This is a genomic window from Kitasatospora sp. NPDC004240 (assembly GCF_053603215.1).
In genome coordinates this window covers 1-24,011 of record NZ_JBSGFD010000005.1, presented here as the reverse complement: position 1 = coordinate 24,011, position 24,011 = coordinate 1, and the positions used below count along the sequence as shown (strand labels likewise).

The following is a 24,011-nucleotide window of genomic DNA, read 5'->3' as shown; positions in this document are numbered from 1 at the left end:
GGTGCACCCACCAGTCGACCAGATCCTGACACCGGGGTTATTCCGTGAAAAAGCTCTCCGCACGACGGCGCCACCCATTGGCGGCGCTGGTCGTCCTAATTCTCGCCCTGGCGGCCACCGGGGGGCTGTACGCCGCGTTCGCGCCCGCCGACAAGGCGCAGGCCGACGTGGCCGCGCAGTCGCTCGCGATCGAGGAGGGCAAGAAGCTCTTCGCCGTGGGCTGCTCCTCCTGCCACGGCCTCAACGGCCAGGGTTCCAGTGACGGTCCGAGCCTGGTCGGCGTCGGCTCCGCCGCGGTCGACTTCCAGGTCTCCACCGGTCGTATGCCGGCCCAGCAGCCCGGCGCCCAGGTGCCGAGCAAGCCGAACATCTACTCGCAGGCCGAGATCGACCAGATGGCCGCCTTCGTGGCCTCGCTCGGCCCCGGCCCGGTCACCCCGACCGAGGAGCAGTACACCTCGACCAACCCGGAGGACATCTCCAAGGGCGGCGAGCTGTTCCGCACCAACTGCGCCCAGTGCCACAACTTCGCCGGCAAGGGCGGTGCCCTGACCCAGGGCAAGTACGCGCCGTCGCTGGAGGGCGTGGAGGCCAAGCACATCTACGAGGCCATGCAGACCGGCCCGCAGAACATGCCGTCGTTCCCGGACACCATCATGCCCGAGGAGCAGAAGAAGCAGATCGTGGCCTTCGTCCGCCACACCAACGATGAGCCCAACCCCGGCGGTCTCACGCTCGGCAGCCTCGGTCCGGTGACCGAGGGCCTGTTCGGCTGGATCTTCGGGCTCGGCGCGCTCATCGTGGTCGCGATCTGGGTCGCCGCCCACACCACCAAGGCCAAGAAGTCATGAGCCAGGACATGTCAGAAGAAAACCTGCCGGAGTCGCACGGCTCCGCCGGGCACCACGAGGTGGCTGCCCACGGCGACCCGTTCGCCGACCCCGGCCTGCCGGCCCACGAGCCCCGCCGAACCGACATCGACGAGCGGGCCGCCAAGCGGGCCGAGCGCCAGGTCTCGATCATGTTCGTGGTCTCGATGCTCGCCACCGTGGGCTTCATCGCCTCGTACGTGGCCATCGACCCCGACAAGCTCGTCGAGATCTTCCCGCTGGGCAAGGTCAGCGCGCTGAACTTCGCGCTGGGCATGACCCTCGGTGTCGCGCTGTTCTGCATCGGCGCGGGCGCGGTCCACTGGGCCCGCACCCTGATGTCCGACCACGAGCTGCCGGCCGAGCGTCACCCGATCGAGGCCGACGACGAGGTCCGCGCGGACGTCATCGAGCAGTTCAGGACCGGCGCCGCCGAGTCCGGCTTCGGCCGCCGCAAGATGATCCGCAACACGCTGATCGGCTCGATGGCGCTGGTGCCGCTGTCCGGTGTGGTGCTGCTGCGCGACCTGGGCCCGCTGCCCGAGGACAAGCTGCAGCACACCGGCTGGGACAAGGCGACCGAGCAGAAGCCGCTCCAGCTGATCAACATGAACACCAACCTGCCGATGAAGGCAGAGGACATCATCGTGGGGTCGCTGGTCTTCGCCAAGCCCGAGGGGCTGGAGGAGCACGACCACGACTTCCAGGTGCAGATCGCCAAGGACGCCCTGATGCTCGTGCGCATCGCGCCCGAGGACATCAAGGACAAGGAGTCCCGCGAGAAGGGCTTCGAGGGCATCCTCGCCTACTCCAAGATCTGCACCCACGTCGGTTGCCCGATCAGCCTCTACGAGCAGCAGACCCACCACGCGCTCTGCCCCTGCCACCAGTCGACCTTCGACCTGGCGGACGGCGCGCGCGTGATCTTCGGCCCGGCCGGCCACCCGCTGCCGCAGCTGAAGATCACCACTGACGAGAAGGGCTTCCTGATCGCCACCGGCGACTTCGACGAAGCCGTCGGCCCGAGTTTCTGGGAGCGTGCTCGATGAGTAGCGCGAGCAGCACCACCTCCGGTGCCGCGAAGCCGGCCAGCACGCGTGCCAATCCCGCCAACAAGTGGGAGGCCGCCGCCGACTGGACGGACGGCCGGCTGGGGATCTACTCCCTCGCCCGGGCCAACCTGCGGAAGATCTTCCCGGACCACTGGTCCTTCATGCTGGGCGAGATCTGCCTCTACACCTTCCTCATCATCATCCTGACGGGTGTCTACCTGACGCTCTTCTTCACGCCCTCCATGGGCGAGGTGGTGTACGAGGGCTCGTACGTGCCGCTCAAGGGCATCATGATGTCCGAGGCCTACGCCTCGACCCTGGACATCAGCTTCGAGGTCCGCGGCGGTCTGCTGATCCGTCAGATCCACCACTGGGCCGCCCTGGTCTTCGTGGCCGCGATGCTCGTGCACATGATGCGCGTGTTCTTCACCGGCGCGTTCCGCAAGCCCCGTGAGATCAACTGGGTCTTCGGCTTCCTGCTGCTGGTCCTGGGCATGTTCGACGGCTTCTTCGGCTACTCGCTGCCCGACGACCTGCTGTCCGGTACCGGTATCCGGTTCATGGAGGGCGCGATCCTGGCGGTGCCGCTGGTCGGCACCTACATCCAGATGTTCCTGTTCGGCGGCGAGTTCCCCGGCACCGACATCGTGCCGCGGTTCTTCACGATCCACGTGCTGCTGATCCCGGGCATCATGCTGGGCCTGCTGGTCGCGCACCTGATCCTGGTCTTCTACCACAAGCACACCCAGTGGGCGGGCCCGGGCAAGACCGAGCAGAACGTCGTCGGCATGCCGCTGATGCCGGTCTACATGGCCAAGGCCGGTGGCTTCTTCTTCCTGGTCTTCGGTGTCATCTCCGCCATCTCGGCGATCGCCACGATCAACCCGATCTGGGCGTACGGCCCCTACCGCCCCGACCAGGTGTCCACGGACGCCCAGCCGGACTGGTACATGGGCTTCTCCGAGGGTCTGATCCGCGTCATGCCGGGCTGGGAGATCGGCCTGTGGGGCCACACCCTGAACCTGGGTGTCTTCGTCCCGCTGATGATCTTCCCGCTGGTCCTGGTCGCGATCGCGGTCTACCCGTTCATCGAGGGCTGGATCACCGGCGACAAGCGCGAGCACCACATCCTGGACCGTCCGCGCAACGCCCCCGTCCGCACCGCCCTCGGCGCGGCCTGGATCAGCCTGTACCTGGTGCTGCTGATCGGCGGTGGCAACGACCTGTTCGCCACGCACCTGCACCTGTCGATCAACGACATCACGTACTTCGTGCGCGTCGGCTTCTTCGTGGTCCCCGTCCTCACCTTCATCATCACCAAGCGCTGGTGCCTCGGCCTCCAGCGCCGTGACAAGGAGAAGGTGCTGCACGGCCGCGAGACCGGCATCATCAAGCGCCTGCCGCACGGTGAGTTCATCGAGGTCCACGCCCAGCTCCCGCAGGCCGACCTGTACAAGCTCACCGCGCACGAGCAGCAGCCGGTGTTCGAGCTGCCGGCCGCGACGGACGAGAACGGCGTGGCCCGCAAGGCCGGCCTGATCACCCGGACCCGGGCCAAGCTCTCCCGCGGCTTCTACGGCGAGGGCGCCCAGATCGCCAAGCCCACCGCCGAGGAGCACCACGAGATCACCAGCGGCCACGGCCACCACTGATCCCGTACGCACCCCCCGAAGGCCCCCGACCGTTTCCCCGGTCGGGGGCCTTCGGGCTTTCACCGTCCCGCCCGACAGCCCCGCCCGCTCTCCCCAGCAGAGCCGACCTCCCAGGAGCCACCCGTGCAGCTGACCGTCGACCCCGCCGCCGCCACTCCCCCGTACGAGCAGATCCGCGCCCAGATCGCCGAGCGGGCCCGCAGCGGGGAGCTGCCGACGGGCCTGCGGCTGCCGACCGTACGGGCGCTGGCGCAGGAGCTGGGGCTCGCCGCCGGAACGGTGGCGCGGGCCTACCGGGAGCTGGAGGCGGACGGGGTGGTGGAGACCCACGGACGGCGCGGCACCCTGATCGCCGCGGTGGGCGACACCGCGCACCGGCTGGCCGCCGCCGCGGCCGGCGAGTACGCCGACCGGGCCCTGCGGCTGGGGGTGTCGCGGGAGGACGCGCTGGCCGCCGCGGTGACCGCGCTGGAGCTGGCGTACGGGGCGCGGTAGCCCGGGGGCGGGGCCCGAGGGGGCCGTCAGAGCTCCGGGCGGGCGACGCCGTTGGCGCGGGACTGGGTGGCCGGGACGGTGGTGCTGACGGGCTGTCCGAGGGCGCTGTGCTTCAGCCAGTCGGTCCAGGGGACGTTCCAGTCCCCGAAGCCGTTGCCGAACGGCTCCATGCCCGAGCCGTGGCTGTTGACCACCTGGACCAGGTCGCCGATCCGGGTGTTCTGGTAGAACCAGCGGGCGTTCTCGGTGCTCATGCCGGTACAGCCGTGGCTGACGTTGTCCACGCCCTGCGAGCCGACCGACCAGGGCGCCGCGTGGACGTACTCACCGCTCCAGGTCACCCGGGTGGCCCACTCGACCTGCAGGTCGTAGGACTCCGAGCTGCCGGCCGCTATCCCTATGCTCTCGCCGCTCATCCGGACCATCCGCTCCTGGCCGAGCACCACCTTGACGCCGTTGCGGGTGTCGAAGCCGGGCTTGCCGGTGGTCACCGGGATGGTCCGCACCACCTGGCCGTTGCGCTTCAGGGTGAGCTGGTGGGTGGCGGCGTCGACCACGGACTCCACCCGGTCGCCGATCCGCAGGGCGAGGACGGAGCGCTCGCCGCCGTACAGGCCGTCCGCGATCCGGCTGCCGACGCCGTCGAAGGCCAGCGTGACGGTGGTGCCGGCGGGCCAGTAGTCCTGCGGGCGGAAGTGCAGGTTGCGGTCGTCCACCCAGTACCAGGCGCCGGTGACGGCGGGCTGGCTGGTGACGGTGAGGGAGCGCTCGACCTCCCGGCGGCCCTCCTGGTCCTTCACGGCCTCGGAGAGCTTCACGGTCAGCGGCTGGCCGACCCCGTACAGGCCGGTGCCGGAGGAGTCCGGGCCGAGGACGGCGGTGAGCAGCCGTTCGGGCGCCAGGGTGGAGAAGGCGGCGGTGGTCTCGCCGCGGCCGCCCTTGCCGTCGTCGGCGGCGATCCGGACGGTGTAGTCGGTGGCGGCCCGCAGCCGCCCGGTGGTCGACCAGCTGCGCCGGTCCTCCGCCAGTCGGCCCGCCACCACCCGGCCGTCCGGGCCGAGCACGGTGACGTCGGTGAGCCGGGCACCGTTCTCCGCGGTGACGCTGACGGGCTGCGAGGGATCCGCCTTGCCGTTGACGGAGAGGCGGACGAGGGGCGCCGCGTCCACCGTGTGGATGCTGACGGCCGCCTCGTCCGCTCCCCCGCCGGACGTGCAGGCGGCCACCGGGGCCAGTACTGCGAGGGCCAGCGATATGCCGCCGAGACCTGCGATTCCGCGCCTGTCGGCCATGACCGCCTCCGAGGGTTCGCACGATTGATCAGATCGTAGGAACGTCATGGGGCGGAGCGACATCCGGAGGACCCGCCGTTGCGCCGCCGGGGTGAGGCCGTCACTCCGGGGACGCAACAGGGCCGGGCACCCCTCGCGGGATGCCCGGCCCTGTGGGACGGGAGCCTTACTGGTTCTGGTTCTCGCCCCGGTAGAACTCGAAGACCCAGCCGTAGATGCCGATCAGGATGATCGGGATCGACCAGTACAGCAGCCACCAGCCGAAGATCACACCCATGAAGGCGAGCGCGCCACCGACGGCCAGGGACAGCGGCTGCCAGCTGTGCGGGGCGAAGAAGCCCTGCTCGCCGGAGTCGTCCGCGACCTCGGCCTCGGGGTTGTCACCCGCGCCGCTGTCCACCCGGCGGGCGGTGAAGGCGAGGTAGTACCCGATGAAGGCGCACAGGCCGAAGGCCAGGAACAGCGCGGTGGTGCCCGCCGCCTCGATGCCGAGGTCGGAGTGGTTCGTCCACAGGCCGTACACGACGGCCATGATGAGGATGAAGACCGCGAAGCCGAGGAAGATCTTGCCCTGTTCCTTCATCAGGCGTCGCCTCCCTTCTTGCCCTTGCCGAGCTGCGGGTTGTCGTACTTCACCGGGGTCACACCGGCGAGGTGCTTGGCCGGCTCACCGTGGTTCTCCAGGTAGTCCAGCGCGGCGATCTCCGGGTGGTGGAGGTCGAAGGCCGGGGATTCGGAGCGGATGCGCGGCAGGGTGGTGAAGTTGTGCCGCGGCGGCGGGCAGGAGGTCGCCCACTCCAGCGAGCGGCCGTAGCCCCACGGGTCGTCCACGGTGATCTTCTCGCCGTACTTGGCGGTCTTCCAGACGTTGTACAGGAACGGCAGGATCGACAGGCCGAGCAGGAACGAGCCGATGGTCGAGAAGGTGTTCAGGGTGGTGAAACCGTCGTCGGCCAGGTAGTCGGCGTAGCGGCGGGGCATGCCCTCGGCGCCGAGCCAGTGCTGCACCAGGAAGGTCGCGTGGAAGCCGATGAACAGCGTCCAGAAGGTGATCTTGCCGAGGCGCTCGTCCAGCATCTTGCCGGTCATCTTCGGCCACCAGAAGTGGAAGCCGGCGAACATCGCGAAGACGACGGTGCCGAAGACCACGTAGTGGAAGTGGGCGACGACGAAGTACGAGTCCGAGACGTGGAAGTCGATCGGCGGGGAGGCGAGCAGGACACCCGTCAGACCACCGAAGAGGAAGGTGACCAGGAAGCCGACCGTCCAGAGCATCGGGGTCTCGAAGCTCAGCGAGCCCTTCCACATGGTGCCGACCCAGTTGAAGAACTTCACACCGGTCGGGACCGCGATCAGGAAGGTCATGAACGAGAAGAACGGCAGCAGGACCTGTCCTGTGACGTACATGTGGTGCGCCCACACCGTCACCGACAGACCGGCGATCGCGATGGTGGCCGCGATCAGACCCGAGTAACCGAACATCGGCTTGCGGCTGAAGACCGGGACGATCTCCGAGACGATGCCGAAGAACGGCAGCGCGATGATGTACACCTCGGGGTGACCGAAGAACCAGAACAGGTGCTGCCAGAGCAGCGCCCCGCCGTTGGCCGGGTCGAAGACGTGCGATCCGAACTTGCGGTCCGCCTCCAGGGCGAACAGCGCGGCGGCCAGGACCGGGAAGGCCAGCAGGACCAGCACCGCGGTCAGCAGGACGTTCCAGACGAAGATCGACATCCGGAACATCGTCATGCCCGGAGCGCGCATGCAGATGATCGTGGTGATGAAGTTGACCGCACCGAGGATCGTGCCGAAGCCGGAGAAGGCCAGACCCATGATCCACATGTCGGCGCCGATGCCCGGCGAGCGGACCGCGTCCGACAGCGGCGAGTAGGCGAACCAGCCGAAGTCGGCGGCACCCTGCGGGGTGACGAAGCCGGCCACCGCGATGGTCGAGCCGAAGAGGTACAGCCAGTACGCGAACATGTTCAGACGCGGGAAGGCCACGTCCGGCGCGCCGATCTGCAGCGGCATGATCCAGTTCGCGAAGCCCGCGAACAGCGGCGTCGCGAACATCAGCAGCATGATCGTGCCGTGCATCGTGAACGCCTGGTTGAACTGCTCGTTCGACAGGATCTGGGTCCCGGGACGAGCCAGCTCGGCGCGCATGACCAGGGCGAGCACGCCGCCGATCAGGAAGAACGCGAACGACGTCGCCAGGTACAGCGTGCCGATCGTCTTGTGGTCAGTGGTGGTGAGCCACTTGATGATGGTGGCACCCGGCTTGCGGGTACGCTGCGCCCCGACCGTGACGGCCCCGGCGCCCCCGCCGGCCGCGGCGGGCTCGTTGAGGATGGTCACTATTCTTCACTTCCCGTGGTGATCATGCCGGACGGCACAGCGCCGGTCTGACCCTTGGCCCGCAGGTCCGCCAGGTGCTTCTCGTACTCGGCCTTGTCCACGACCTTGACGTTGAACAGCATGCGCGAGTGGTCGACGCCGCAGAGCTCGGCGCACTTGCCCATGTAGGTGCCCTTGACGGTCGGGGTGACCTCGAAGCGGTTCACCACGCCCGGCACGACGTCCATCTTCATCAGGAAGTTGACGGGCCAGAAGTCGTGGATGACGTCCCGCGAGGTGAGGACGAACTGCACCGACTCGTTGACCGGCAGGACCAGGGTCGGCGCCTCCTTCGGAGTGCCCACCTCGTACGCGGCCTGCTTGTTGGCCGGGTCGGGGATCTCGGTGTTCTCGTAGTTGAACGCCCAGCTCCACTGGAAGCCGACCACGTTCACCACGTGCTGCGGCTTCGCCGAGACCTGGGTCAGCCTCGACTCGTCGCGGGCGACGAAGTAGAAGAGGACCGAGACGATGACGATGGGGACCGCGGTGTAGAGCGCCTCGATGGGCACGTTGTACCGGGTCTGCGGAGGGACCTGCACACCGGTGCGGCTGCGCCGGTGGAAGATCACGCTCCAGATGATCAGACCCCACATCAGTACGCCGACCACCAGAGCCGCGATCCAGGAGCCCTGCCACATGTGGAGGACCAGGGGCCCCTCCACGGTGACGGGGCTCGGGAGGCCAAGCCTGGGGAGGTCGTTGGCCGAGCAGCCTGTGGCGGTCGCGATGACGAGGCCCAGTGCCAGCGCCTGAGGCAGCTTCCGCCGCATCGTGCGCCGCGGCGAGCGGTCGGAGCCGTTGGGACTCACGTAGCGCCTTCCCGAAGTCTCGCCCGCCTTCGCGTCGCCCCGGGGAGGGCTTCCCTCCCCCGCGACCCGTCCACGGGCACGGTTTGAATGCTTATGCGGGCCAAACCCTACTCCAGCCTTATGCGCTGCTGACGGGCAGGTCCCGGTAACGCGCCGCCCGGTCGCCCGATCAGGCCCGGCAAGGGCTGCGCCGCAGGTCATCGTAGGCATTAGAGGTCCGTACGCCCGATCGGGGGATGACCTCGGACAACGTGGGTGACGGGCCGTCGGGTGCGGACGAAGCGGACATTCGGGGTGATCGACTGACGGGCGGTGAGGCGCGCGACGGGGAGGGGAGGCGTCCGGGTGTGTCGTTAAATGTGACCGTGTACTTCGATGTGGCCTCCACCGCACCGCTCCACCCCGTCGCGCGGCAGGCGCTGACCGCCGCCCTGGACGAGGGCTGGGCCGATCCCGCCCGGCTCTACCGCTCCGGCCGGCAGGCCCGGATGCTGCTCGACGCCGCCCGGGAGACCGTCGCCGAGGTGCTCGGCGCCCGGGCCGACGAGATCTCCTTCACCGCGAGCGGCACGCAGGCCGTCCAGCTGGGCGTGCTCGGCGCACTGGCCGGCCACCGGCGGCGCGGCCCGCGCCTGGTGCACTCGGCCGTCGAGCACTCCAGCGTGCTGCACGCCGCCGAGCGGCACCTCGCGGCCGGCGGCGAGGTGGACGTCGTCCCGGTGGACCGCCACGGACGGGTCCGCGCCGAGGAGTTCGCCGCCGCGCTGCGGCCGGACACCGCGCTCGCCGTGCTGCAGTCCGCCAACCACGAGGTGGGCACCGTCCAGCCGGTCGCCGAGGTGGCCGCCGCCCGCGGTGACGTACCGCTGCTGGTCGACGCGGCGCAGAGCGCCGGGCGGGCGGACGTGCCGGCCGGCTGGTCGCTGCTCACCGCCAGCGCGCACAAGTGGGGCGGCCCGGCCGGGGTCGGGGTGCTCGCCGTGCGCAAGGGTGTGCGGTACGTCTCACCGCTGCCGGCCGACGAGCGCGAGGGCGGCCGGGTGCCCGGCTACGTCAACGTGCCGGCGATCGTGGCCGCCGCCGCCTCGCTGCGCGCCGTACGGGCCGAGGCCGAGCGGGAGAACGCGCGGCTGCACGCGCTGGTGGAGCGGATCCGGGCCCGGGTGCCGCGGCTGGTGCCGGAGGTCGAGGTGGTCGGCGACCCGGTGCGGCGGCTGCCGCACATCGTCACCTTCTCCTGCCTGTACGTGGACGGCGAGGTGCTGCTGACCGAGTTGGACCGGGCGGGCTTCGCGGTCTCCTCGGGCTCCTCCTGCACCTCCTCCACGCTGACGCCGAGCCATGTGCTGGCCGCGATGGGGGTGCTCACCGAGGGCAACGTCCGGGTGTCGCTGCCGTTCGGCACCGCGGAGGCGGACGTCGAGCGCTTCCTGGAGGTGCTGCCCGGGATCGTCTCCGAGGTGCGGGCGCCGCTGGGGCTGGACCTCGCGCCGGTGGAGGCCCACACCGGGACCCTGGTGATCGACGCCCTCGGCAAGCGCTGCCCGCTGCCGGTGATCGAGCTGGCGAAGCGGATCGGCGAGGTGCCCGAGGGCGGCACGGTCGCCGTGCTGGCGGACGACGAGGCGGCGCGCCTGGACATCCCGGCCTGGTGCGGGATGCGCGGGCAGGAGTACCTGGGCGAGGCCCCGGCCGCCGGGTACGGCGGCGACCGGGGCACGGCCTACCTGGTCAGACGGACCGCCTGACCGGCGGTACTCGCCTGACCGGCGTGGTCACTTGACCAGGTGGGCGCGGATCTCCGCGGCCGCCTCGGCGCCGTAGGCGGACTCGAAGCGCTGCAGGAAGGCGGACGGGCGCAGCTCGTACTCCTGGGTGCCGACGGTCTCGATGACCAGGGTGGCCAGCATGCAGCCGAGCTGGGCGGCGCGCTCCAGCTCCAGCCCCCAGGACAGGCCCGCCAGGAAACCGGCCCGGAAGGCGTCGCCGACGCCGGTCGGGTCGGTCTTGCTCTCCTCGGGCGCGCAGCCGACCACGACGGCCGGCTCGCCCTTGCGGTCGATGCGCACGCCCTTGCTGCCCAGGGTGGTCACCCGGGTGCCGACCCGGGAGAGGATCTCGTCGGCGTCCCAGCCGGTCTTGCTCTCGATCAGCGCGGCCTCGTACTCGTTGGTGAACAGGTACGCGGCGCCGTCGACGATCTCGCGGATGTCGTCGCCGTCGAGGCGGGCCAGCTGCTGGGAGGGGTCGGCCGCGAAGGCGTAGCCGCGGGTGCGGCACTCCTGGGTGTGGCGGACCATCGCCTGCGGGTCGTCCGCGCCGATCAGGACGAGGTCCAGGCCGCCGACCCGGTCGGCGATCGGCTTGAGCTCGATGTTGCGGGCCTCGGCCATGGCACCGGTGTAGAACGAGGCGATCTGGTTGTGGTCCTCGTCCGTGGTGCACATGAAACGGGCGGTGTGCCGGGTCTCGGAGATGTGGACCGACTGGCAGTCCACGTTGTTGCGCTCCAGCCAGCTGCGGTACTCGGCGAAGTCCGCGCCGGCCGCGCCGACCAGGACCGGACGCAGGCCGAGCACGCCCATGCCGAACGCGATGTTCGGCGCGACGCCGCCGCGCCGGATGTCCAGGGTGTCCACCAGGAACGACAGGGACACGGTGTGCAGCTGCTCGGCGACGAGCTGGTCGGCGAAGCGGCCGGGGAACGTCATCAGGTGATCGGTCGCGATCGAGCCGGCGACGGCGATACGCACGAGAGGTCTCCTCTGGGTGGCGGCGTGGCCACGGACAGGGTCGGTGGGAGGAACCCACCCACGGTACCGGGCCGGGACCGGGCGGCAGCAAGACCGCACGTGGGGGCCGGGCGTCCGGCGTGGCACCGGGTGCCGCTCCCGGGCGGCCCGGAGGCGGCACCGGAGGCCCCGTACGGCCGCTGGGCGGCACTCCCGGGGGTCGAACGTGTACTACCCCCGGGTAGCACTGGTCGCGCCCCGGTGGGCGGTCCTAGGGTCGCAGCAGGGGCCTCACCGGCTCCCTCCAGCGCCGCGGCAGCGACGCCGCGGCACGGAACCGATCGGAGCGATCGCCATGATGCCCAGTCCCCACCCGCTGCGTGTTCCCCCCGCCCTCCGGGGTGACGCGGACGCCGAGACGCTCGACGCGCTGGTGGACTCCTCCCGGCGGCTGCGGCGGTTCTGGCCCCTGCTGGCCACCGGCCCCGAGCCGAGCGCGCCGGCCGGGCACTCGGGCTTCCGGGTCTCCTCGGGGGCGCAGCGGGTGGTCGCGGGGATGGCCGAGTACGGCATGTGATCCCGGTGGGGTTCGGCGGAACCGGATTCGTCCGGGCCACGTCACAGTTGCGCGGCGCGGCCCCGGAGGCGGCGCCGCCGAACCCTCGGGAGGAAGTTCAGATGGATCTGGAGACGATGCCCCGGCACGCCGCCCGCCCCGCGCACGGCCGCACCGGCGTCCGGCGGGCGGCGGCGCTGGCCGGGCTGCTGCTGGCGGCGGCCGCGCTGACCGCGTGCGGTGACGGGGACAAGGCCGCCTCGGACAAGGCCACGAGCCCGGCCGCCTCGTCCACCGCGCCGGCCGCGCCCACCGCCTCGCCCTCGCCCGGCGCCTCCGGCGGATCGGCCTCGCCGTCCGCCACGGTGCCGGGGGATCCGTCCGCGACCACCCCCGGCCCGCGTCCGGCGACCCCGACCGCCCCGCCCACGGCGCCCACGCCGGCGGCCACTCCCCCGAACAACGGCATCGCGGTCGGCGAGCCGGCACCGGTGGCGCACCAGGCGATCACCTACCGGATCGACGGCAGCCGGCTGACGGTCTGGTTCTACGGCGGGATCTGCGAGAAGTACGGGCTGAAGGCGGACGAGTCCAAGCCCGGGCGGGTGGACGTCCGGGTGGTGGTGACCCAGCCGATGCCGGCCGGACAGGCCTGCGCCGAGCTCGCCAAGCGGCAGACCGTGACGGTGGACCTGAAGCAGCCGCTGACCGGCCGGGCGGTGACCGACATCTCCACCGGGCAGCTGGTGCCGCTGGAGGCCGACGCCTTCGTCGGACCGAACCCGGACAACCCGGACGTCAGCGGCCGCTGAGCGCCTATGTACAGCGAAGGGCGGCACCGGGGAATCCCGGTGCCGCCCTTCGGCACGTACCGCCCGGCGGACGCCGCCCGGCCGGTGCCGCTTAGCTGAACGAGTCGCCGCAGGCGCAGGAGCCGGTGGCGTTCGGGTTGTCGATCGTGAAGCCCTGCTTCTCGATGGTGTCCACGAAGTCGACGGTGGCGCCGCCCAGGTACGGGGCGCTCATGCGGTCGGTGACGACCTTCACGCCGTCGAAGTCCTTGACCACGTCGCCGTCGAGCGAGCGCTCGTCGAAGAACAGCTGGTAACGCAGGCCGGAGCAGCCACCGGGCTGGACGGCGACGCGCAGCGCGAGGTCCTCGCGGCCCTCCTGCTCCAGCAGGCCCTTGACCTTGGCCGCGGCGGCATCGGTGAGGAGGATGCCACTCTCGACGGTGGTCTCGTCCTGGACGGTCATCTGCTTTCTCCCGGTCTTGACGACGGTGTGCCGCCAGTGCCAACCAGTGGCCGTCCGGATTCCATTCCCGGACGGCGGGCTCTTTTGACAGTGGTTCTTCGTGGCGGTCGGTTTCCGTGGGCCGGGTGTGCCACCCGCTCCCCTACGCTCCCCATGCTCGCACACCGGCGGACCTCGGTCATCGCCCGTCCGGCGATCGCCCCGGCCGGAGCACCCCCGGAGCACCCCCGGGAACCCGCGCCGGGCCCGTGCCCGATCATGGCGGGATCGTGCGGGGGATCCCGCCGAAGCGGCCCCCGCGGGCCCGTGCGGCCGCCAGGATGGTGGGCATGATCCTGCGCCAGGTCCAGGACACCGCCGCCGACGCGGAGGCCGTCCAGCACATCGCCAGCGCCGCCTTCGCCCCGTACGCCGAGGAGGCCGCGCAGGGCCGCTCCCCGGGGCCGCGGGGCCGGGCGGTGCACCGGCTGGCCCGCACCCGCCATCTGGCCCGCACCGACCCGCAGGGCTGCTGGCTGGCCGAGGTCGACGGCGAGCCGGTGGGGGCGGTGCTGTCGCTGCGCCGCGAGGGGGTGTGGGTCCTCACGCTGTTCGTGGTGGTGCCCGAGGCGCAGGGGCGGGGTCTGGGCCGGCTGCTGCTGGAGCGGGCCGCCGCGTACGGGCGGGGCTGTCTGCGCGGGATGCTGTGCGCCTCGCCGGACCCGGCGGCGGCCCGCCGCTACCGGCTGGCCGGGTTCACCCTGCACCCGGCGATGCGGCTGACGGGCCCGGTGGACCGGTCCGGACTGATCGACCCGGGTGACATCCCGGTGCACCCGGGCAACGGGACGCACCGGCACCTGCTGGACTCGGTGGACCGGCGGCTGCGCGGGGCGGCGCACGGGCCGGACCACGCGATGATGCTCGGCCACTTCGAGGAGCTGCTGGTCGCGGACGCGCTGGCCGGCAGCGGCTACTGCTACCGGGACGGCGGCGAGATCAAGCTGCTGGCCGCGACCTCGAAGCGGATCGCGGTGCGGCTGCTGCGCGAGGCGCTGGCCCGGGTGCCCGAGGGCACCGACGCCGTTGTGGGGTTCGTCACGGCGGAGCAGGAGTGGGCGCTGGACGTCGGCCTGGAGGTGGGCCTGTCCCCGCACACCCGGGGCTACCTGGGCCTGCGCGGGATGCGCCCGCCGACGCCGTACCTGCCCGACGGCGGCTACCTCTGACCGGGGCCCGGAGGCGGCCGCCGGACACGCGGCGCGGACATGAGACCGCCGGGGGCCGTGCGGCGGACACGGCCCCCGGCGGAGTCCGGGGGTGACCTGCGGGGTGGCGCGGGATCAGGCCATGGTGTCGAGGATCTCGCGGACCATGTCCATGGTGGTCCCCGGGTGCAGGAAGGCGAAGCGGGCGACTGTCTCGCCGTCCCAGCCGGTCGGGGTGACGAAGCCGATCTGGTCCGCGAGCAGCTGCTGCGACCAGCGGTAGTAGTCGTCGTTGGTCCAGCCGGTGCGCTTGAAGCAGACCGCGGAGAGCTGCGGGTCGAACAGCAGCTCCAGGTGCTCGGTGTCGCGGATCAGCTGGGCGGTGTCCCGGGCGAGCCGGAGGCCGGTCTCGATGGCGTCGGTGTACGCCTCGGTGCCGTGCACCGCGAGCGAGAACCAGAGCGGCAGGCCGCGGGCGCGCCGGGTCAGGTGGTAGGCGTAGTCGGTGGGGTTCCACTCGTCGCCCTCGGTGTGCAGCACGTCCAGGTACGAGGCGTCCTGGGTGTGCACGGCGCGGGCCAGCTGCGGGTTGCGGTAGAGCAGCGCGGCGCAGTCGAACGGGGCGAACAGCCACTTGTGCGGGTCGACCACGAAGGAGTCGGCGTGCTCGATGCCGTTGTAGCGCTCGCGCACCGAGGGGGCGAACAGGCCCGCGCCGCCGTAGGCGCCGTCCACGTGGAACCAGAGGCCGCGCTCGCGGGCGACCTCGGACAGGCCCTGGAGGTCGTCGACGATGCCCTCGTTGGTGGTGCCGGCGGTGCCGACGACCGCGATCACGGTCTCCGGGTTCGGGTCGGCCGCGAGGGCGGCGCGCAGCGCCTCGCCGGTGAAGCGGCGGTCGACGGTCGGGACCTTGAAGGCCTCGACGCCGATGATGTTGAAGGTGTTCTTGACCGAGGAGTGCACCTGGTCGGCGACGGCGATCCGCAGCCGGGCCTCCGGGCCGACGCCGAGGCGGCGGCGGGCGGTGTCGCGGGCGACGACCAGCGCGGAGAGGTTGCCGGCCGAGCCGCCGGAGACGAAGGTGCCGCCGGCCGACTCGGGCATGCCCGCGCGGTCCGCTATCAGGCGCAGCACCTGGTTCTCGGCGGCGATGGCGCCGGCCGCCTCCAGCCAGGAGATGCCCTGGAGGGAGGCGCAGGAGACGACCATGTCGAAGAGCAGCGCGGCCTTGGTCGGGGCGCACGGGATGAACGACAGGTAGCGGGGGCTGTCGGCGGAGATCACCGCGCGGGACAGCTCGTGGTCGTACAGCTTGAGCACGTCGGCCGGGTTGTTGCCGTCGGGGTTCAGCAGGCCGGCCAGCTGGGCGCGCAGGTGCTCGCCGTCGCCGGGGTGGTCGAGCGGGACGGGGTCGTACTGCAGCCGCTCCCGCATGTAGTCGAATACCAGGTCGACCAGCTCGTTGTCGGGCCGGTGCATGCGGTCGGGGGCTGCGGACACGGATGTCCCTCTCTCGGCGTCTGGGGGCGGGGAGGTCCGGTGGCAGCCGTGGGGGCGCTCTGCCGGACATGATCAGCCTAGGCAGCGGCGGCCCCCCGTCGCGCGTCGGAACGCGGCTGGTCGGGCAGGTTTCGGGCGTGTTCGGCGGGCCCCGCGCAGGATTCCTGCGCGGGGGCGGGAGTCGGCCGGACGGGTCAGCCGATGAGCTGGGAGAGCACCACCGAGGAGCGGCTGCGCTGCACCCCGGGCTCCTTGCGGATCCGCTCGATGACGGCCTCCAGGTGCCGGGTGTCGGAGGCCCGCAGGTGGACCAGCGCGTCCGGGTCCCCGGTGACCGTCCAGGCGGCGACCACCTCGGGGAACTGGCGCAGGCTGGCGAGGATCTCCTCGGGGGCGGTGCGCTCGCGGCAGTAGACCTCGACGAAGGCCTCGGTCTGCCAGCCGAGCACCGCCGGGTCGAGGACGACGGTGAAGCCGCGCACCACGCCCCGGGCCCGCAGCCGGTCGATCCGGCGGCGTACGGCGGTGGCGGAGAGGTTCACCTGGAGCCCGATCTCGGCGTACGAGGCGCGGCCGTCGCGGCCCAGCCGGGCGAGGAGGAGACGGTCCGTCTCGTCCAGGGCGGCCCCGGCCACCTCGTGCGCTCGGCTGGTGCTCATCGGTGCGGGGCTCCACGGGTCGTGCGGGGTCGGCGGGGCGGCGGCCGCCGAATCGGTTCGTCACCATTCTGGCGGATGACGTGACCGAGTTCACCGCCGGTGGACGACGGTCAGCCGCCGTCCCGGTGGTCCACGACGAGGACGATCTTGCCCCGGGTGCGGCCCTCGGCGCCGAGTTCCTGGGCGGAGGCGGCCTGGGCGAGCGGGAAGGTCGAGGCGACGGTCACGGTGAGCCGGCCGGCGTCGGCGAGCTCGGCGAGCTCCGCCAGCCCGGCGGCGTCCGGGCGCACCCACAGGTAGCGGCCGCCGAGCGCGGCCACCCGGTAGTCGGCGACCGAGACGATCCGGGCCGGATCGGCGACCAGGTCCGCCGAGACCTCGACGGCCTCGCCGCCGACCAGGTCCAGGGCGGCGGCGACGCCCTCCGGGGCCAGCTCCCGCACCCGCCCGGCCAGCCCCTCGCCGTACGCGACCGGCTCGGCACCGAGGCCGCGCAGGTAGGCGTGGTTGCGCTCGCCGGCGGTGCCGATCACCCGGGCGCCGAAGGCCCGGGCGAGCTGGACGGCCAGGTGTCCGACCCCGCCCGCCGCCGCGTGCACCAGGACGGTCTCGCCCTCGCGCAGGCGCAGCGCGCGCAGCGACTGCAGGGCGGTGAGGCCGGCCAGCGGGAGGCCGCCGCACCGCGTCCAGTCCAGGGCGGCCGGGCGCCGGGCGAGGGTGCGCACGGGGGCGGCGACCAGTTCGGCGTACGTGCCGTGCTCGACGGCGTCCTTGCGCACGTAGCCGTACACCTCGTCGCCGGGGGCGAACTCGGTGACCCCGCCGCCGACCGCGCGGACCACGCCGGCCACGTCCCAGCCCATGACCAGCGGGAAGTGGGCGTCCAGCAGCCCGTCCAGCCGGCCCTCGCGGATGTGGCGGTCGACCGGGTTCACCCCGGCCGCCCTGACCTCGACCAGGACCGAGTCCGGCCCGACCTTGGGATCGGGCAGGTCGGTGTACTCGACGACCTCGGGGCCGCCGTACCGGCGGATCGCGATGGCTTTCATGGGGCCAAGCCAACGCGATCGGGGGCCGATATCGATTCGGCCACGCCGGGCCCCGGTCCTTATCGTTCTTCCGGCTCCGCCGGAGGGCTCCGAATCGGCGAGCGGTTCTCGTCACATCGACAGGTCGGCCATCGTCACTGTGACGCTAACCGGTTATCATAGATAGCGTCAGATAGACGAGAAGGCTGCACCGACTGATCGGCCGCACAGAAGGGCACCCGCCCGTGACCACCACCATCACCGAGACCTACGGCGTCGACCCCACTCCGACGCCGCTCGCTCTGCTGCTGCTCGGCCGCGAGGCCGACCCGAACAGCGAGCGCGGCGTCGAGTGTCCCGGCGACCTCCCCGCCGCCTCCGACCCGGACCTCGTCGAGCGCGCCCGCGCGGCCAAGGCCGCGCTCGGCGACCGCGTCTTCATCCTGGGGCACCACTACCAGCGCGACGAGGTCATCGAGTTCGCCGACGTCACCGGCGACTCCTTCAAGCTGGCCCGCGACGCGGCGGCCCGCCCGGAGGCCGAGTACATCGTGTTCTGCGGTGTGCACTTCATGGCCGAGTCCGCCGACATCCTCACCACCGACGCCCAGCAGGTCGTCCTGCCGGACCTCGCCGCGGGCTGCTCGATGGCCGACATGGCCACCGCCGAGCAGGTCGCCGAGTGCTGGGACGTGCTGACCGACGCCGGCATAGCCGACGTGACCGTCCCGGTCTCGTACATGAACTCCTCCGCCGACATCAAGGCCTTCACCGGCCGGCACGGCGGCACCATCTGCACCTCCTCCAACGCCAAGCGGGCCCTGGAGTGGGCCTTCGAGCAGGGAGAGAAGGTGCTCTTCCTGCCCGACCAGCACCTGGGCCGCAACACCGCCGTCCGGGACATGGGGTACTCGCTGGACGACTGCGTCGTCTACAACCCGCACAGGCCGAACGGCGGCCTGACCGTCGAGCAGCTGCGCGCGGCGAAGATGATCCTCTGGCGCGGGCACTGCTCGGTGCACGGCCGCTTCTCGCTGGACTCGGTGAACGACGTCCGCGCGCGGATCCCCGGTGTCACCGTGCTGGTGCACCCCGAGTGCCGGCACGAGGTCGTCGCGGCCGCCGACATGGTGGGCTCGACCGAGTACATCATCAAGGCGCTGGACGCCGCCGAGCCCGGCTCCAAGTGGGCCATCGGCACCGAGCTGAACCTGGTCCGCCGACTGGCCAAGGCCCACCCGGACAAGGAGATCGTCTTCCTGGACCGCGCGGTCTGCTTCTGCTCCACCATGAACCGGATCGACCTGCCGCACCTGGTCTGGGCGCTGGAGTCGCTGGTCGAGGGCCGGGTGCCGAACGTGATCACCGTCGACCCGGAGACCGAGAAGTACGCCAAGGCCGCGCTGGACCGGATGCTGGCCCTGCCGTAGCCGACCGCCCGGCCCGCCGGGCACGCGCCGCACGGAAGGGCGGGCCCCACCTCGTCGGTGGGGCCCGCCCTTCGCTGTCTGGTGACCGCGCGGCCGGGTGGTCCTACTCGGGCAGGCCCGGGATCAGGCCGTCGCCCTCCGCCCGCAGCAGCGACCTGACCTCGTCGATCGTCGCGTCGACGTTCGGGAGGATCAGTTCGGACGGCTCCAGCGAATCGTCCGGCAGCGGGGTGCCGTACTCCTTCACGGCGCCCAGCAGCTCGCCGAGCGCCCGCTGGAAGTGCGCCTCGTCCCCCGATTCCAGCGCGGTGAGCAGTTCGTCGTCCAGCGCGTTGAGCCGGTTCAGGTGGCCGGCGCCGACCTCGAACTGCCCCTCGCCCATGACCCTCATGATCATGCCGTGCGTCTCCCTGCGTGGTGGGGGTGGAGCCGTCGTGCGGGGGCGGCCCGGGTTACTTGTTGTAGTTGATGGTGGGCGGGGTGTTCTGCGGCTGCTGCGACTGCGGCTGGCCCTGCTCGATGGCCTGCGGGCCGGAGGCCGGCGAACCCCCGGTCAGCTCGGCCTTCATCCGGGCCAGCTCCAGCTCGACGTCCGAGCCGCCGGCCACCCGCTCCAGCTCCGCCTCGATGTCGTCCTTGCGGCCGAGCCCGCTCGCGTCGTCGAGCGCGCCGGACGCCAGCAGCTCGTCGATCGCGCCCGCGCGGGCCTGCATCTGGGCGGTCTTGTCCTCGGCCCGCTGGATCGCCAGGCCCACGTCGCCCATCTCCTCCGAGATCCCGGAGAAGGACTCCGCGATCCGGGTCTGCGCCTGGGCGGCGGTGTAGGTCGCCTTGATGGTCTCCTTCTTGGTGCGGAAGGCGTCCACCTTGGCCTGCAGGCGCTGGGAGGCGAGCGTGAGCTTCTCCTCCTCGGCCTGGAGCTGCTGGTACTGCGTCTCCAGGTCGGTGATCTGGCCCTGCATGCTGGCCTTGCGGGTGAGCGCCTCGCGGGCGAGGTCCTCACGGCCCAGGGACAGCGCCTTGCGGCCCTGGTCCTCGTACTTCGCGGACTGCTGCTGGAGCTGGGTCAGCTGGAGTTCCAGGCGCTTGCGCGAGGTGGCCACGTCCGCGACACCGCGGCGTACCTTCTGCAGCAGTTCGAGCTGCTTCTGGTACGAGTAGTCGAGCGTCTCGCGCGGATCCTCCGCCCGGTCCAGGGCCTTGTTCGCCTTGGAGCGGAAGATCAGCCCCATACGCTTCATGATTCCGTCGCTCATGGGCCTCGGGTGCCCCCTTCTCCGGCCTGCGGTTTCGCGGTTTCGGTCTCGTTACCAGACACGACGAGTGTATGTGCAGCGAGCCCGTCGCCGCAGTGCACCTGCCTGCAACAAGACTGCTACAGCAACCCCCGTCACGGCCTCATCCCCGGGGTGGATCCGTCCCTCATTCCCTGATCCACCGAGGGGAGGGAACCCCTACGGGAATCCCCCGGGAACCCGATCGATATGCGTTTGGGTCCAACGGCACCCGAACAAGCCCCCGCGCACCCCGTACGCTGGGGGTGTGTTCCGACGCCGTACAGATGAAGCCTCCGCCTCCACCACCGTGCTGGAGCAGCAGGAGGAGACCGGCCTGCCCCGCGACCCGCAGGCGAAGAAGGGCCGCCCGACCCCCAAGCGCAGCGAGGCCGAGGCCAGCCGGCGCACCCGGGTGACGGTGCCCAAGGACCGCAAGGAGGCCGCACGCCAGCAGCGCGAGCGCCTGCGCTCGGAGCGGGAGAAGCAGCGCATGGCGCTGCTCGACGGCGACGAGCGCCACCTGCCGGCCCGTGACAAGGGCCCGGTGCGCAAGTTCACGCGTGACTACGTGGACGCCCGCTGGTCGCTCGCCGAGTTCTTCCTGCCCGCCGCCGTGGTCATCCTGATCCTCAGCGTGGTCAAGGTGCCGGCCCTCCAGCTGCTGTCCACGATGCTGTTCCTGACCTTCTTCGTGCTGGTCATCGTGGACTTCGTCCGGCTCGGCCTCGGCCTGCGCAAGCAGCTCGCCGTGCGCTTCGCCGGGCAGAACACCCGCGGCGCGGTCGCGTACGGCCTGATGCGCATCCTGCAGATGCGCCGGCTGCGACTGCCCAAGCCGCAGGTGCGGCGCGGGGAGAAGCCCTGACCGCCGAACCGGTGGACTCCGGCTGGGCCCCTCCCACCTGGGAGGGGCCCGGCCTCTACGCGCTTCCCGGCCAGGGCGGCGGGGGGCACGACCGGCTCGGCCACGAGCGGCTGCCCTCGCGCAGCGGCTCCTTCGCCGGCGGCGCCGGCCCCTGGCTGGAACGCCTCGGCGGCGTGCGCAACCACGTCCGGCAGGAACTGGTCGCCCGGCAGCTCGCCGAGCAGCTGGCCGGGCGCACCGCCCAGCGGGTGCTCGACATCGGCTGCGGCCAGGGCACCCAGGCCCTGCGGCTGGCCCGGGCCGGCCACTACGTCACCGGCATCGACTCCGACCCGGTGGCGCTCGGCGTCGCCCAGGGCGCGCTCGCGGAGGAACCGGACGAGGTCCGCGGCCGGGTGCAGCTGCTCAGCGGGGACGGCCACCAGTGCGGCCGCTGGTTCGGCCCGCGCAGCTTCGACGTGGTGCTCTGCCACGGCGTCCTGATGTACCTGCCGGACCCGGACCCGATGATCGCCTCGCTGGCCCGGCTGCTCGCCCCCGGCGGGCTGCTCTCCCTGCTGGTCCGCAACCGCGACGCACTCGCCCTGCGGCCCGCCGCCACCGGGGACTGGCGGGCCGCCCTGCACGCCTTCGAGAGCGACCGCTACTACAACCGGCTGGGCCTGGCCGCCCGCGCCGACCGGCTGTCCGACCTCGCCGTGACGCTCTCCGAGGTCTCGGTGCCGCTGCGGCACTGGTACGGCGTACGGGTCTTCACCGACAACGCGCCCGACGACGCGGCACCGCCGGTGGACGGCCGGCAGCTGGCCCAGCTGCTGGAGGCCGAGGAACGGGCCGGGCGGACCGACCCGTACCGGCGGATAGCCGCGCTGCTCCACGTCATCGGCGCCAAGTGAGCCGTCACGCGGAGTAGGGCCCGATCAGCCCTCGTGCAGGCTCATCGAGTAGACGGTCCGGTCGTCCTCCAGCAGGACCACGGTGTCGATGCCGTCCTCGGCCAGCTGCTTCCAGCTCTCGCCGATCCAGCTCTCCGCGTCGCCCTGGCCGGCGAACTCCTCCGCGCCGCCCTCCGGGGCCACCACGGTGCCGTCCGTCTTCTCGTACCGCCACGTCCAGGCCATGCCGGGCCTCCCTCGCGATGCCGCTGTGCTCCGATGCTGCGCACCTTAGCCTGCCCGGCCCGATCTTCCGTATGCCTCGTCGGGCAGGATGGCCCGTATGGCACCCCTCCCCGCGCTCCCCCGCACCCTCCTCCTCGGCGGCGCCCGTTCCGGCAAGTCCACCCGCGCCGAGCAGTTGCTCGCCCCGTACCCGGACGTGCTGTACGTGGCCACGAGCGGCACCCGGGACGGGGACGCCGAGTGGGCGCAGCGGGTCGAGCTCCACCGGGAGCGGCGGCCGGCGAGCTGGCGCACCGCCGAGACCTGCGACCTGGAGGCGGTGCTGGCGGACCGCTCCGACCCCGCGCCGGTGCTGATCGACTGCCTGGCGCTGTGGCTGACCGCGGTGATGGACGAGTGCGGCGCCTGGGACGACGCGGTGTGGGCGGCCGGCGGCGAGCGGGCGGTGGGGCGGCGCTGCGAGGCGCTGGCGGCGGCCTGGGCGGCGACCGGCCGGACGGTGGTCGCGGTCAGCAACGAGGTCGGCATGGGCGTCGTCCCGGCGACCGCGGCCGGGCGGCGGTTCCGGGACACCCTGGGCCGGCTCAACATGGCGGTGGCGGACGCCTCCGAGCGCGTGCTGCTGGTGGTGGCCGGACAGGTACTGACCGTCAAGCCCGCCGCGGGCTGAACGACCGCGGCGTGTAGCCTTCCGAACGATGGACACGACCGTGGATCTCGATACGTTCTCCTCGCTCGTCGAGCGCCCCGACGAGAGCGCCCGGCGCGCCGCCGACGAGCGCTGGCGGGCGCTCGACCGCCCGCGCGGCGGGCTCGGGAAGCTGGAGGAGCTGGGCAGCTGGCTGTCCTCCGTCCAGGGCCACTCCCCGGTACGGCCGCTGGGCGCGCCCAAGGTGGTGCTGTTCGCGGCCGACCACGGGGTGGCCTCGCTCGGCGTGTCCCGGCTGTCCGCCGAGGGCGGCACGGCCGCCCGGGTGCGGGCCGTGCTGGACGGCACCGCGCCGGTCGCCCTGCTGGCCCGGCGCTACGGCGCCGGGGTGCGGGTGGTCGACGTCGCGGTGGACGCCGACCCGGGGGCCTTCCCGGACGGGGTGAGCGCGCACCGGGTGCGCCGCGGCTCCGGTCGGATCGACGTCGAGGACGCGCTGACGCCCGAGGAGACGGTCGCGGCGTTCCGCGCCGGCATGGCGGTCGCCGACGAGGAGGCCGACGCCGGGACGGACCTGGTGCTGCTGGGCGACCTCGGGGTCGGCGCGACCACCGTCGCCGCGGTGCTGGTCGGCGCCCTCTGCGGGACGGACGCGGCCGCGGTGACCGGGCGCGGCTCGGGCATCGACGACCGGGTCTGGATGGTCAAGTGCGCCACCGTCCGGGACTCGCTGCGACGGGCCCGGCCGGTGCTCGGCGACCAGCTGGCGCTGCTCGGCGCCACCGGCGGCGCGGACTTCGCCGCGATCACCGGCTTCCTGCTCCAGGCCGCCGTGCGCAAGCTGCCGGTGGTGCTGGACGGCGTGGTGTCGGCCGCCTGCGCGCTGGTCGCCCAGCGGATCGCCTTCCGGGCGCCGGAGTGGTGGCGGGCCGGGCAGTCCAGCGGCGAGCCGGCCCAGGCGAAGGCGTACGACCGGCTCACCCTGACGCCGTTGCAGGAGCAGCAGGTCACCATGGGCGAGGGCGTCGGCGCGCTGCTGGCGCTGCCCCTGCTCCAGGCCGCCTCGGACACCCTGGCCGTCCGCTCCCCCGCCCCGGCCGCCCCGGCCGCGCCCGTGGAGCCGCCGAGGCTGCCCAGCGCGGCGGAGCTGCTGGGCCGGCTCTGAGCGCCGCCGGGGC

Annotated in this window: 24 protein-coding genes and 1 pseudogene; 13 read left to right on the top strand and 12 right to left on the bottom strand. The window is 72.1% G+C overall.

From position 1 onward, the window contains the following. Positions 1-44: 44 nt before the first annotated feature. From qcrC to ACWEQL_RS02395, 4 genes are all read left to right on the top strand, one after another. Positions 45-851 carry a cytochrome bc1 complex diheme cytochrome c subunit gene (gene qcrC / locus ACWEQL_RS02410; RefSeq protein ID WP_452148263.1) on the top strand — a complete coding sequence of 269 codons (807 nt, stop codon included), beginning with the start codon at positions 45-47 and terminating at the stop codon, positions 849-851. After that, on the top strand, positions 848-1,918 hold the full coding sequence (gene qcrA, locus ACWEQL_RS02405; RefSeq protein WP_452148262.1) for a cytochrome bc1 complex Rieske iron-sulfur subunit: 1,071 nt from the start codon (positions 848-850) through the stop codon (positions 1,916-1,918). The genes qcrC and qcrA overlap by 4 nt, the downstream gene beginning before the upstream one ends. Then, positions 1,915-3,573 (top strand): cytochrome bc1 complex cytochrome b subunit, encoded by a 1,659-nt coding sequence (gene qcrB, locus ACWEQL_RS02400; RefSeq protein WP_452148261.1) that lies wholly within the window; start codon positions 1,915-1,917, stop codon positions 3,571-3,573. The genes qcrA and qcrB overlap by 4 nt, the downstream gene beginning before the upstream one ends. Before the next feature lie 123 nt (positions 3,574-3,696). After that, positions 3,697-4,068 carry a GntR family transcriptional regulator gene (locus ACWEQL_RS02395; RefSeq protein ID WP_452148260.1) on the top strand — a complete coding sequence of 124 codons (372 nt, stop codon included), beginning with the start codon at positions 3,697-3,699 and terminating at the stop codon, positions 4,066-4,068. 26 nt (positions 4,069-4,094) lie between these two features. On the opposite strand, the gene ACWEQL_RS02390 is transcribed toward ACWEQL_RS02395, so the two are convergent. The 4 genes from ACWEQL_RS02390 to ctaC form a co-directional block, all read right to left on the bottom strand. Continuing rightward, entirely contained in the window at positions 4,095-5,360 is a 1,266-nt protein-coding gene (locus ACWEQL_RS02390) for an Ig-like domain-containing protein (RefSeq protein WP_452148259.1), read from the bottom strand. 166 nt (positions 5,361-5,526) lie between these two features. Continuing rightward, a complete protein-coding gene (locus tag ACWEQL_RS02385) occupies positions 5,527-5,943 on the bottom strand; it encodes a cytochrome c oxidase subunit 4 (RefSeq protein ID WP_452148258.1) in 417 nt (138 codons plus the stop codon). Beyond that, positions 5,943-7,718, bottom strand: a complete 1,776-nt coding sequence (gene ctaD, locus ACWEQL_RS02380; protein ID WP_452148257.1) for an aa3-type cytochrome oxidase subunit I — start codon at positions 7,716-7,718, stop codon at positions 5,943-5,945. The genes ACWEQL_RS02385 and ctaD overlap by 1 nt, the downstream gene beginning before the upstream one ends. Then, positions 7,718-8,569, bottom strand: a complete 852-nt coding sequence (gene ctaC, locus ACWEQL_RS02375) for an aa3-type cytochrome oxidase subunit II (protein WP_452148256.1) — start codon at positions 8,567-8,569, stop codon at positions 7,718-7,720. Before ctaC ends, ctaD begins: the two co-directional genes overlap by 1 nt. A gap of 359 nt (positions 8,570-8,928) precedes the next feature. Between ctaC and ACWEQL_RS02370 the strand changes: the two genes are divergently transcribed. Next, the gene (locus tag ACWEQL_RS02370) at positions 8,929-10,317 is read left to right on the top strand and encodes an aminotransferase class V-fold PLP-dependent enzyme (RefSeq protein WP_452148255.1); all 1,389 of its coding nucleotides are present in this window, start codon (positions 8,929-8,931) and stop codon (positions 10,315-10,317) included. Positions 10,318-10,344: 27 nt separating this feature from the next. On the opposite strand, the gene ACWEQL_RS02365 is transcribed toward ACWEQL_RS02370, so the two are convergent. Next, positions 10,345-11,322: a carbohydrate kinase family protein gene (locus ACWEQL_RS02365; protein WP_452148254.1), complete on the bottom strand. Its 978-nt coding sequence runs from the start codon at positions 11,320-11,322 to the stop codon at positions 10,345-10,347. A 334-nt stretch (positions 11,323-11,656) separates the two neighbouring features. Here ACWEQL_RS02365 and ACWEQL_RS02360 point away from each other — a divergent pair, with 334 nt between their 5' ends. After that, positions 11,657-11,878 carry a hypothetical protein gene (locus ACWEQL_RS02360; RefSeq protein ID WP_452148253.1) on the top strand — a complete coding sequence of 74 codons (222 nt, stop codon included), beginning with the start codon at positions 11,657-11,659 and terminating at the stop codon, positions 11,876-11,878. Positions 11,879-11,979: 101 nt separating this feature from the next. Next, a complete protein-coding gene (locus tag ACWEQL_RS02355) occupies positions 11,980-12,669 on the top strand; it encodes a hypothetical protein (RefSeq protein ID WP_452148252.1) in 690 nt (229 codons plus the stop codon). A gap of 91 nt (positions 12,670-12,760) precedes the next feature. On the opposite strand, the gene erpA is transcribed toward ACWEQL_RS02355, so the two are convergent. Next, positions 12,761-13,114, bottom strand: coding sequence for an iron-sulfur cluster insertion protein ErpA (gene erpA / locus ACWEQL_RS02350; RefSeq protein ID WP_452148251.1), 354 nt, complete (start codon positions 13,112-13,114; stop codon positions 12,761-12,763). A 329-nt stretch (positions 13,115-13,443) separates the two neighbouring features. Between erpA and ACWEQL_RS02345 the strand changes: the two genes are divergently transcribed. Next, positions 13,444-14,322 carry a GNAT family N-acetyltransferase gene (locus ACWEQL_RS02345; RefSeq protein WP_452148250.1) on the top strand — a complete coding sequence of 293 codons (879 nt, stop codon included), beginning with the start codon at positions 13,444-13,446 and terminating at the stop codon, positions 14,320-14,322. A gap of 114 nt (positions 14,323-14,436) precedes the next feature. Here ACWEQL_RS02345 and ACWEQL_RS02340 read toward each other — a convergent pair whose 3' ends face one another. From ACWEQL_RS02340 to ACWEQL_RS02330, 3 genes are all read right to left on the bottom strand, one after another. Then, positions 14,437-15,804, bottom strand: coding sequence for a pyridoxal phosphate-dependent decarboxylase family protein (locus tag ACWEQL_RS02340; protein ID WP_452148249.1), 1,368 nt, complete (start codon positions 15,802-15,804; stop codon positions 14,437-14,439). 194 nt (positions 15,805-15,998) lie between these two features. After that, positions 15,999-16,463 carry an Lrp/AsnC family transcriptional regulator gene (locus ACWEQL_RS02335; RefSeq protein ID WP_452148248.1) on the bottom strand — a complete coding sequence of 155 codons (465 nt, stop codon included), beginning with the start codon at positions 16,461-16,463 and terminating at the stop codon, positions 15,999-16,001. A 110-nt stretch (positions 16,464-16,573) separates the two neighbouring features. Continuing rightward, positions 16,574-17,512: an NADP-dependent oxidoreductase gene (locus ACWEQL_RS02330; protein WP_452148247.1), complete on the bottom strand. Its 939-nt coding sequence runs from the start codon at positions 17,510-17,512 to the stop codon at positions 16,574-16,576. A 224-nt stretch (positions 17,513-17,736) separates the two neighbouring features. On the opposite strand from ACWEQL_RS02330, the gene nadA reads away from it, so the two are divergent. After that, positions 17,737-18,921 (top strand): quinolinate synthase NadA, encoded by a 1,185-nt coding sequence (gene nadA / locus ACWEQL_RS02325; protein ID WP_452148246.1) that lies wholly within the window; start codon positions 17,737-17,739, stop codon positions 18,919-18,921. 103 nt (positions 18,922-19,024) lie between these two features. Here nadA and pspAA read toward each other — a convergent pair whose 3' ends face one another. Together pspAA and ACWEQL_RS02315 are read right to left on the bottom strand one after the other, a co-directional pair. After that, entirely contained in the window at positions 19,025-19,318 is a 294-nt protein-coding gene (gene pspAA / locus ACWEQL_RS02320; RefSeq protein ID WP_452148245.1) for a PspA-associated protein PspAA, read from the bottom strand. A 55-nt stretch (positions 19,319-19,373) separates the two neighbouring features. After that, the gene (locus tag ACWEQL_RS02315) at positions 19,374-20,177 is read right to left on the bottom strand and encodes a PspA/IM30 family protein (RefSeq protein ID WP_452148244.1); all 804 of its coding nucleotides are present in this window, start codon (positions 20,175-20,177) and stop codon (positions 19,374-19,376) included. 286 nt (positions 20,178-20,463) lie between these two features. On the opposite strand from ACWEQL_RS02315, the gene ACWEQL_RS02310 reads away from it, so the two are divergent. Together ACWEQL_RS02310 and ACWEQL_RS02305 are read left to right on the top strand one after the other, a co-directional pair. Beyond that, positions 20,464-21,063 (top strand): DUF3043 domain-containing protein, encoded by a 600-nt coding sequence (locus tag ACWEQL_RS02310; RefSeq protein WP_452148243.1) that lies wholly within the window; start codon positions 20,464-20,466, stop codon positions 21,061-21,063. A 155-nt stretch (positions 21,064-21,218) separates the two neighbouring features. Beyond that, positions 21,219-21,959 (top strand): class I SAM-dependent methyltransferase, encoded by a 741-nt coding sequence (locus ACWEQL_RS02305; RefSeq protein ID WP_452148335.1) that lies wholly within the window; start codon positions 21,219-21,221, stop codon positions 21,957-21,959. A gap of 24 nt (positions 21,960-21,983) precedes the next feature. Here ACWEQL_RS02305 and ACWEQL_RS02300 read toward each other — a convergent pair whose 3' ends face one another. Continuing rightward, positions 21,984-22,184, bottom strand: a complete 201-nt coding sequence (locus ACWEQL_RS02300) for a hypothetical protein (RefSeq protein WP_452148242.1) — start codon at positions 22,182-22,184, stop codon at positions 21,984-21,986. 106 nt (positions 22,185-22,290) lie between these two features. On the opposite strand from ACWEQL_RS02300, the pseudogene cobU reads away from it, so the two are divergent. Continuing rightward, positions 22,291-22,854, top strand: a pseudogene (gene cobU, locus ACWEQL_RS02295) (bifunctional adenosylcobinamide kinase/adenosylcobinamide-phosphate guanylyltransferase); the annotation flags it as partial. A 28-nt stretch (positions 22,855-22,882) separates the two neighbouring features. Then, a complete protein-coding gene (locus tag ACWEQL_RS02290) occupies positions 22,883-23,998 on the top strand; it encodes a nicotinate-nucleotide--dimethylbenzimidazole phosphoribosyltransferase (protein ID WP_452148241.1) in 1,116 nt (371 codons plus the stop codon). Positions 23,999-24,011 lie beyond the last annotated feature (13 nt).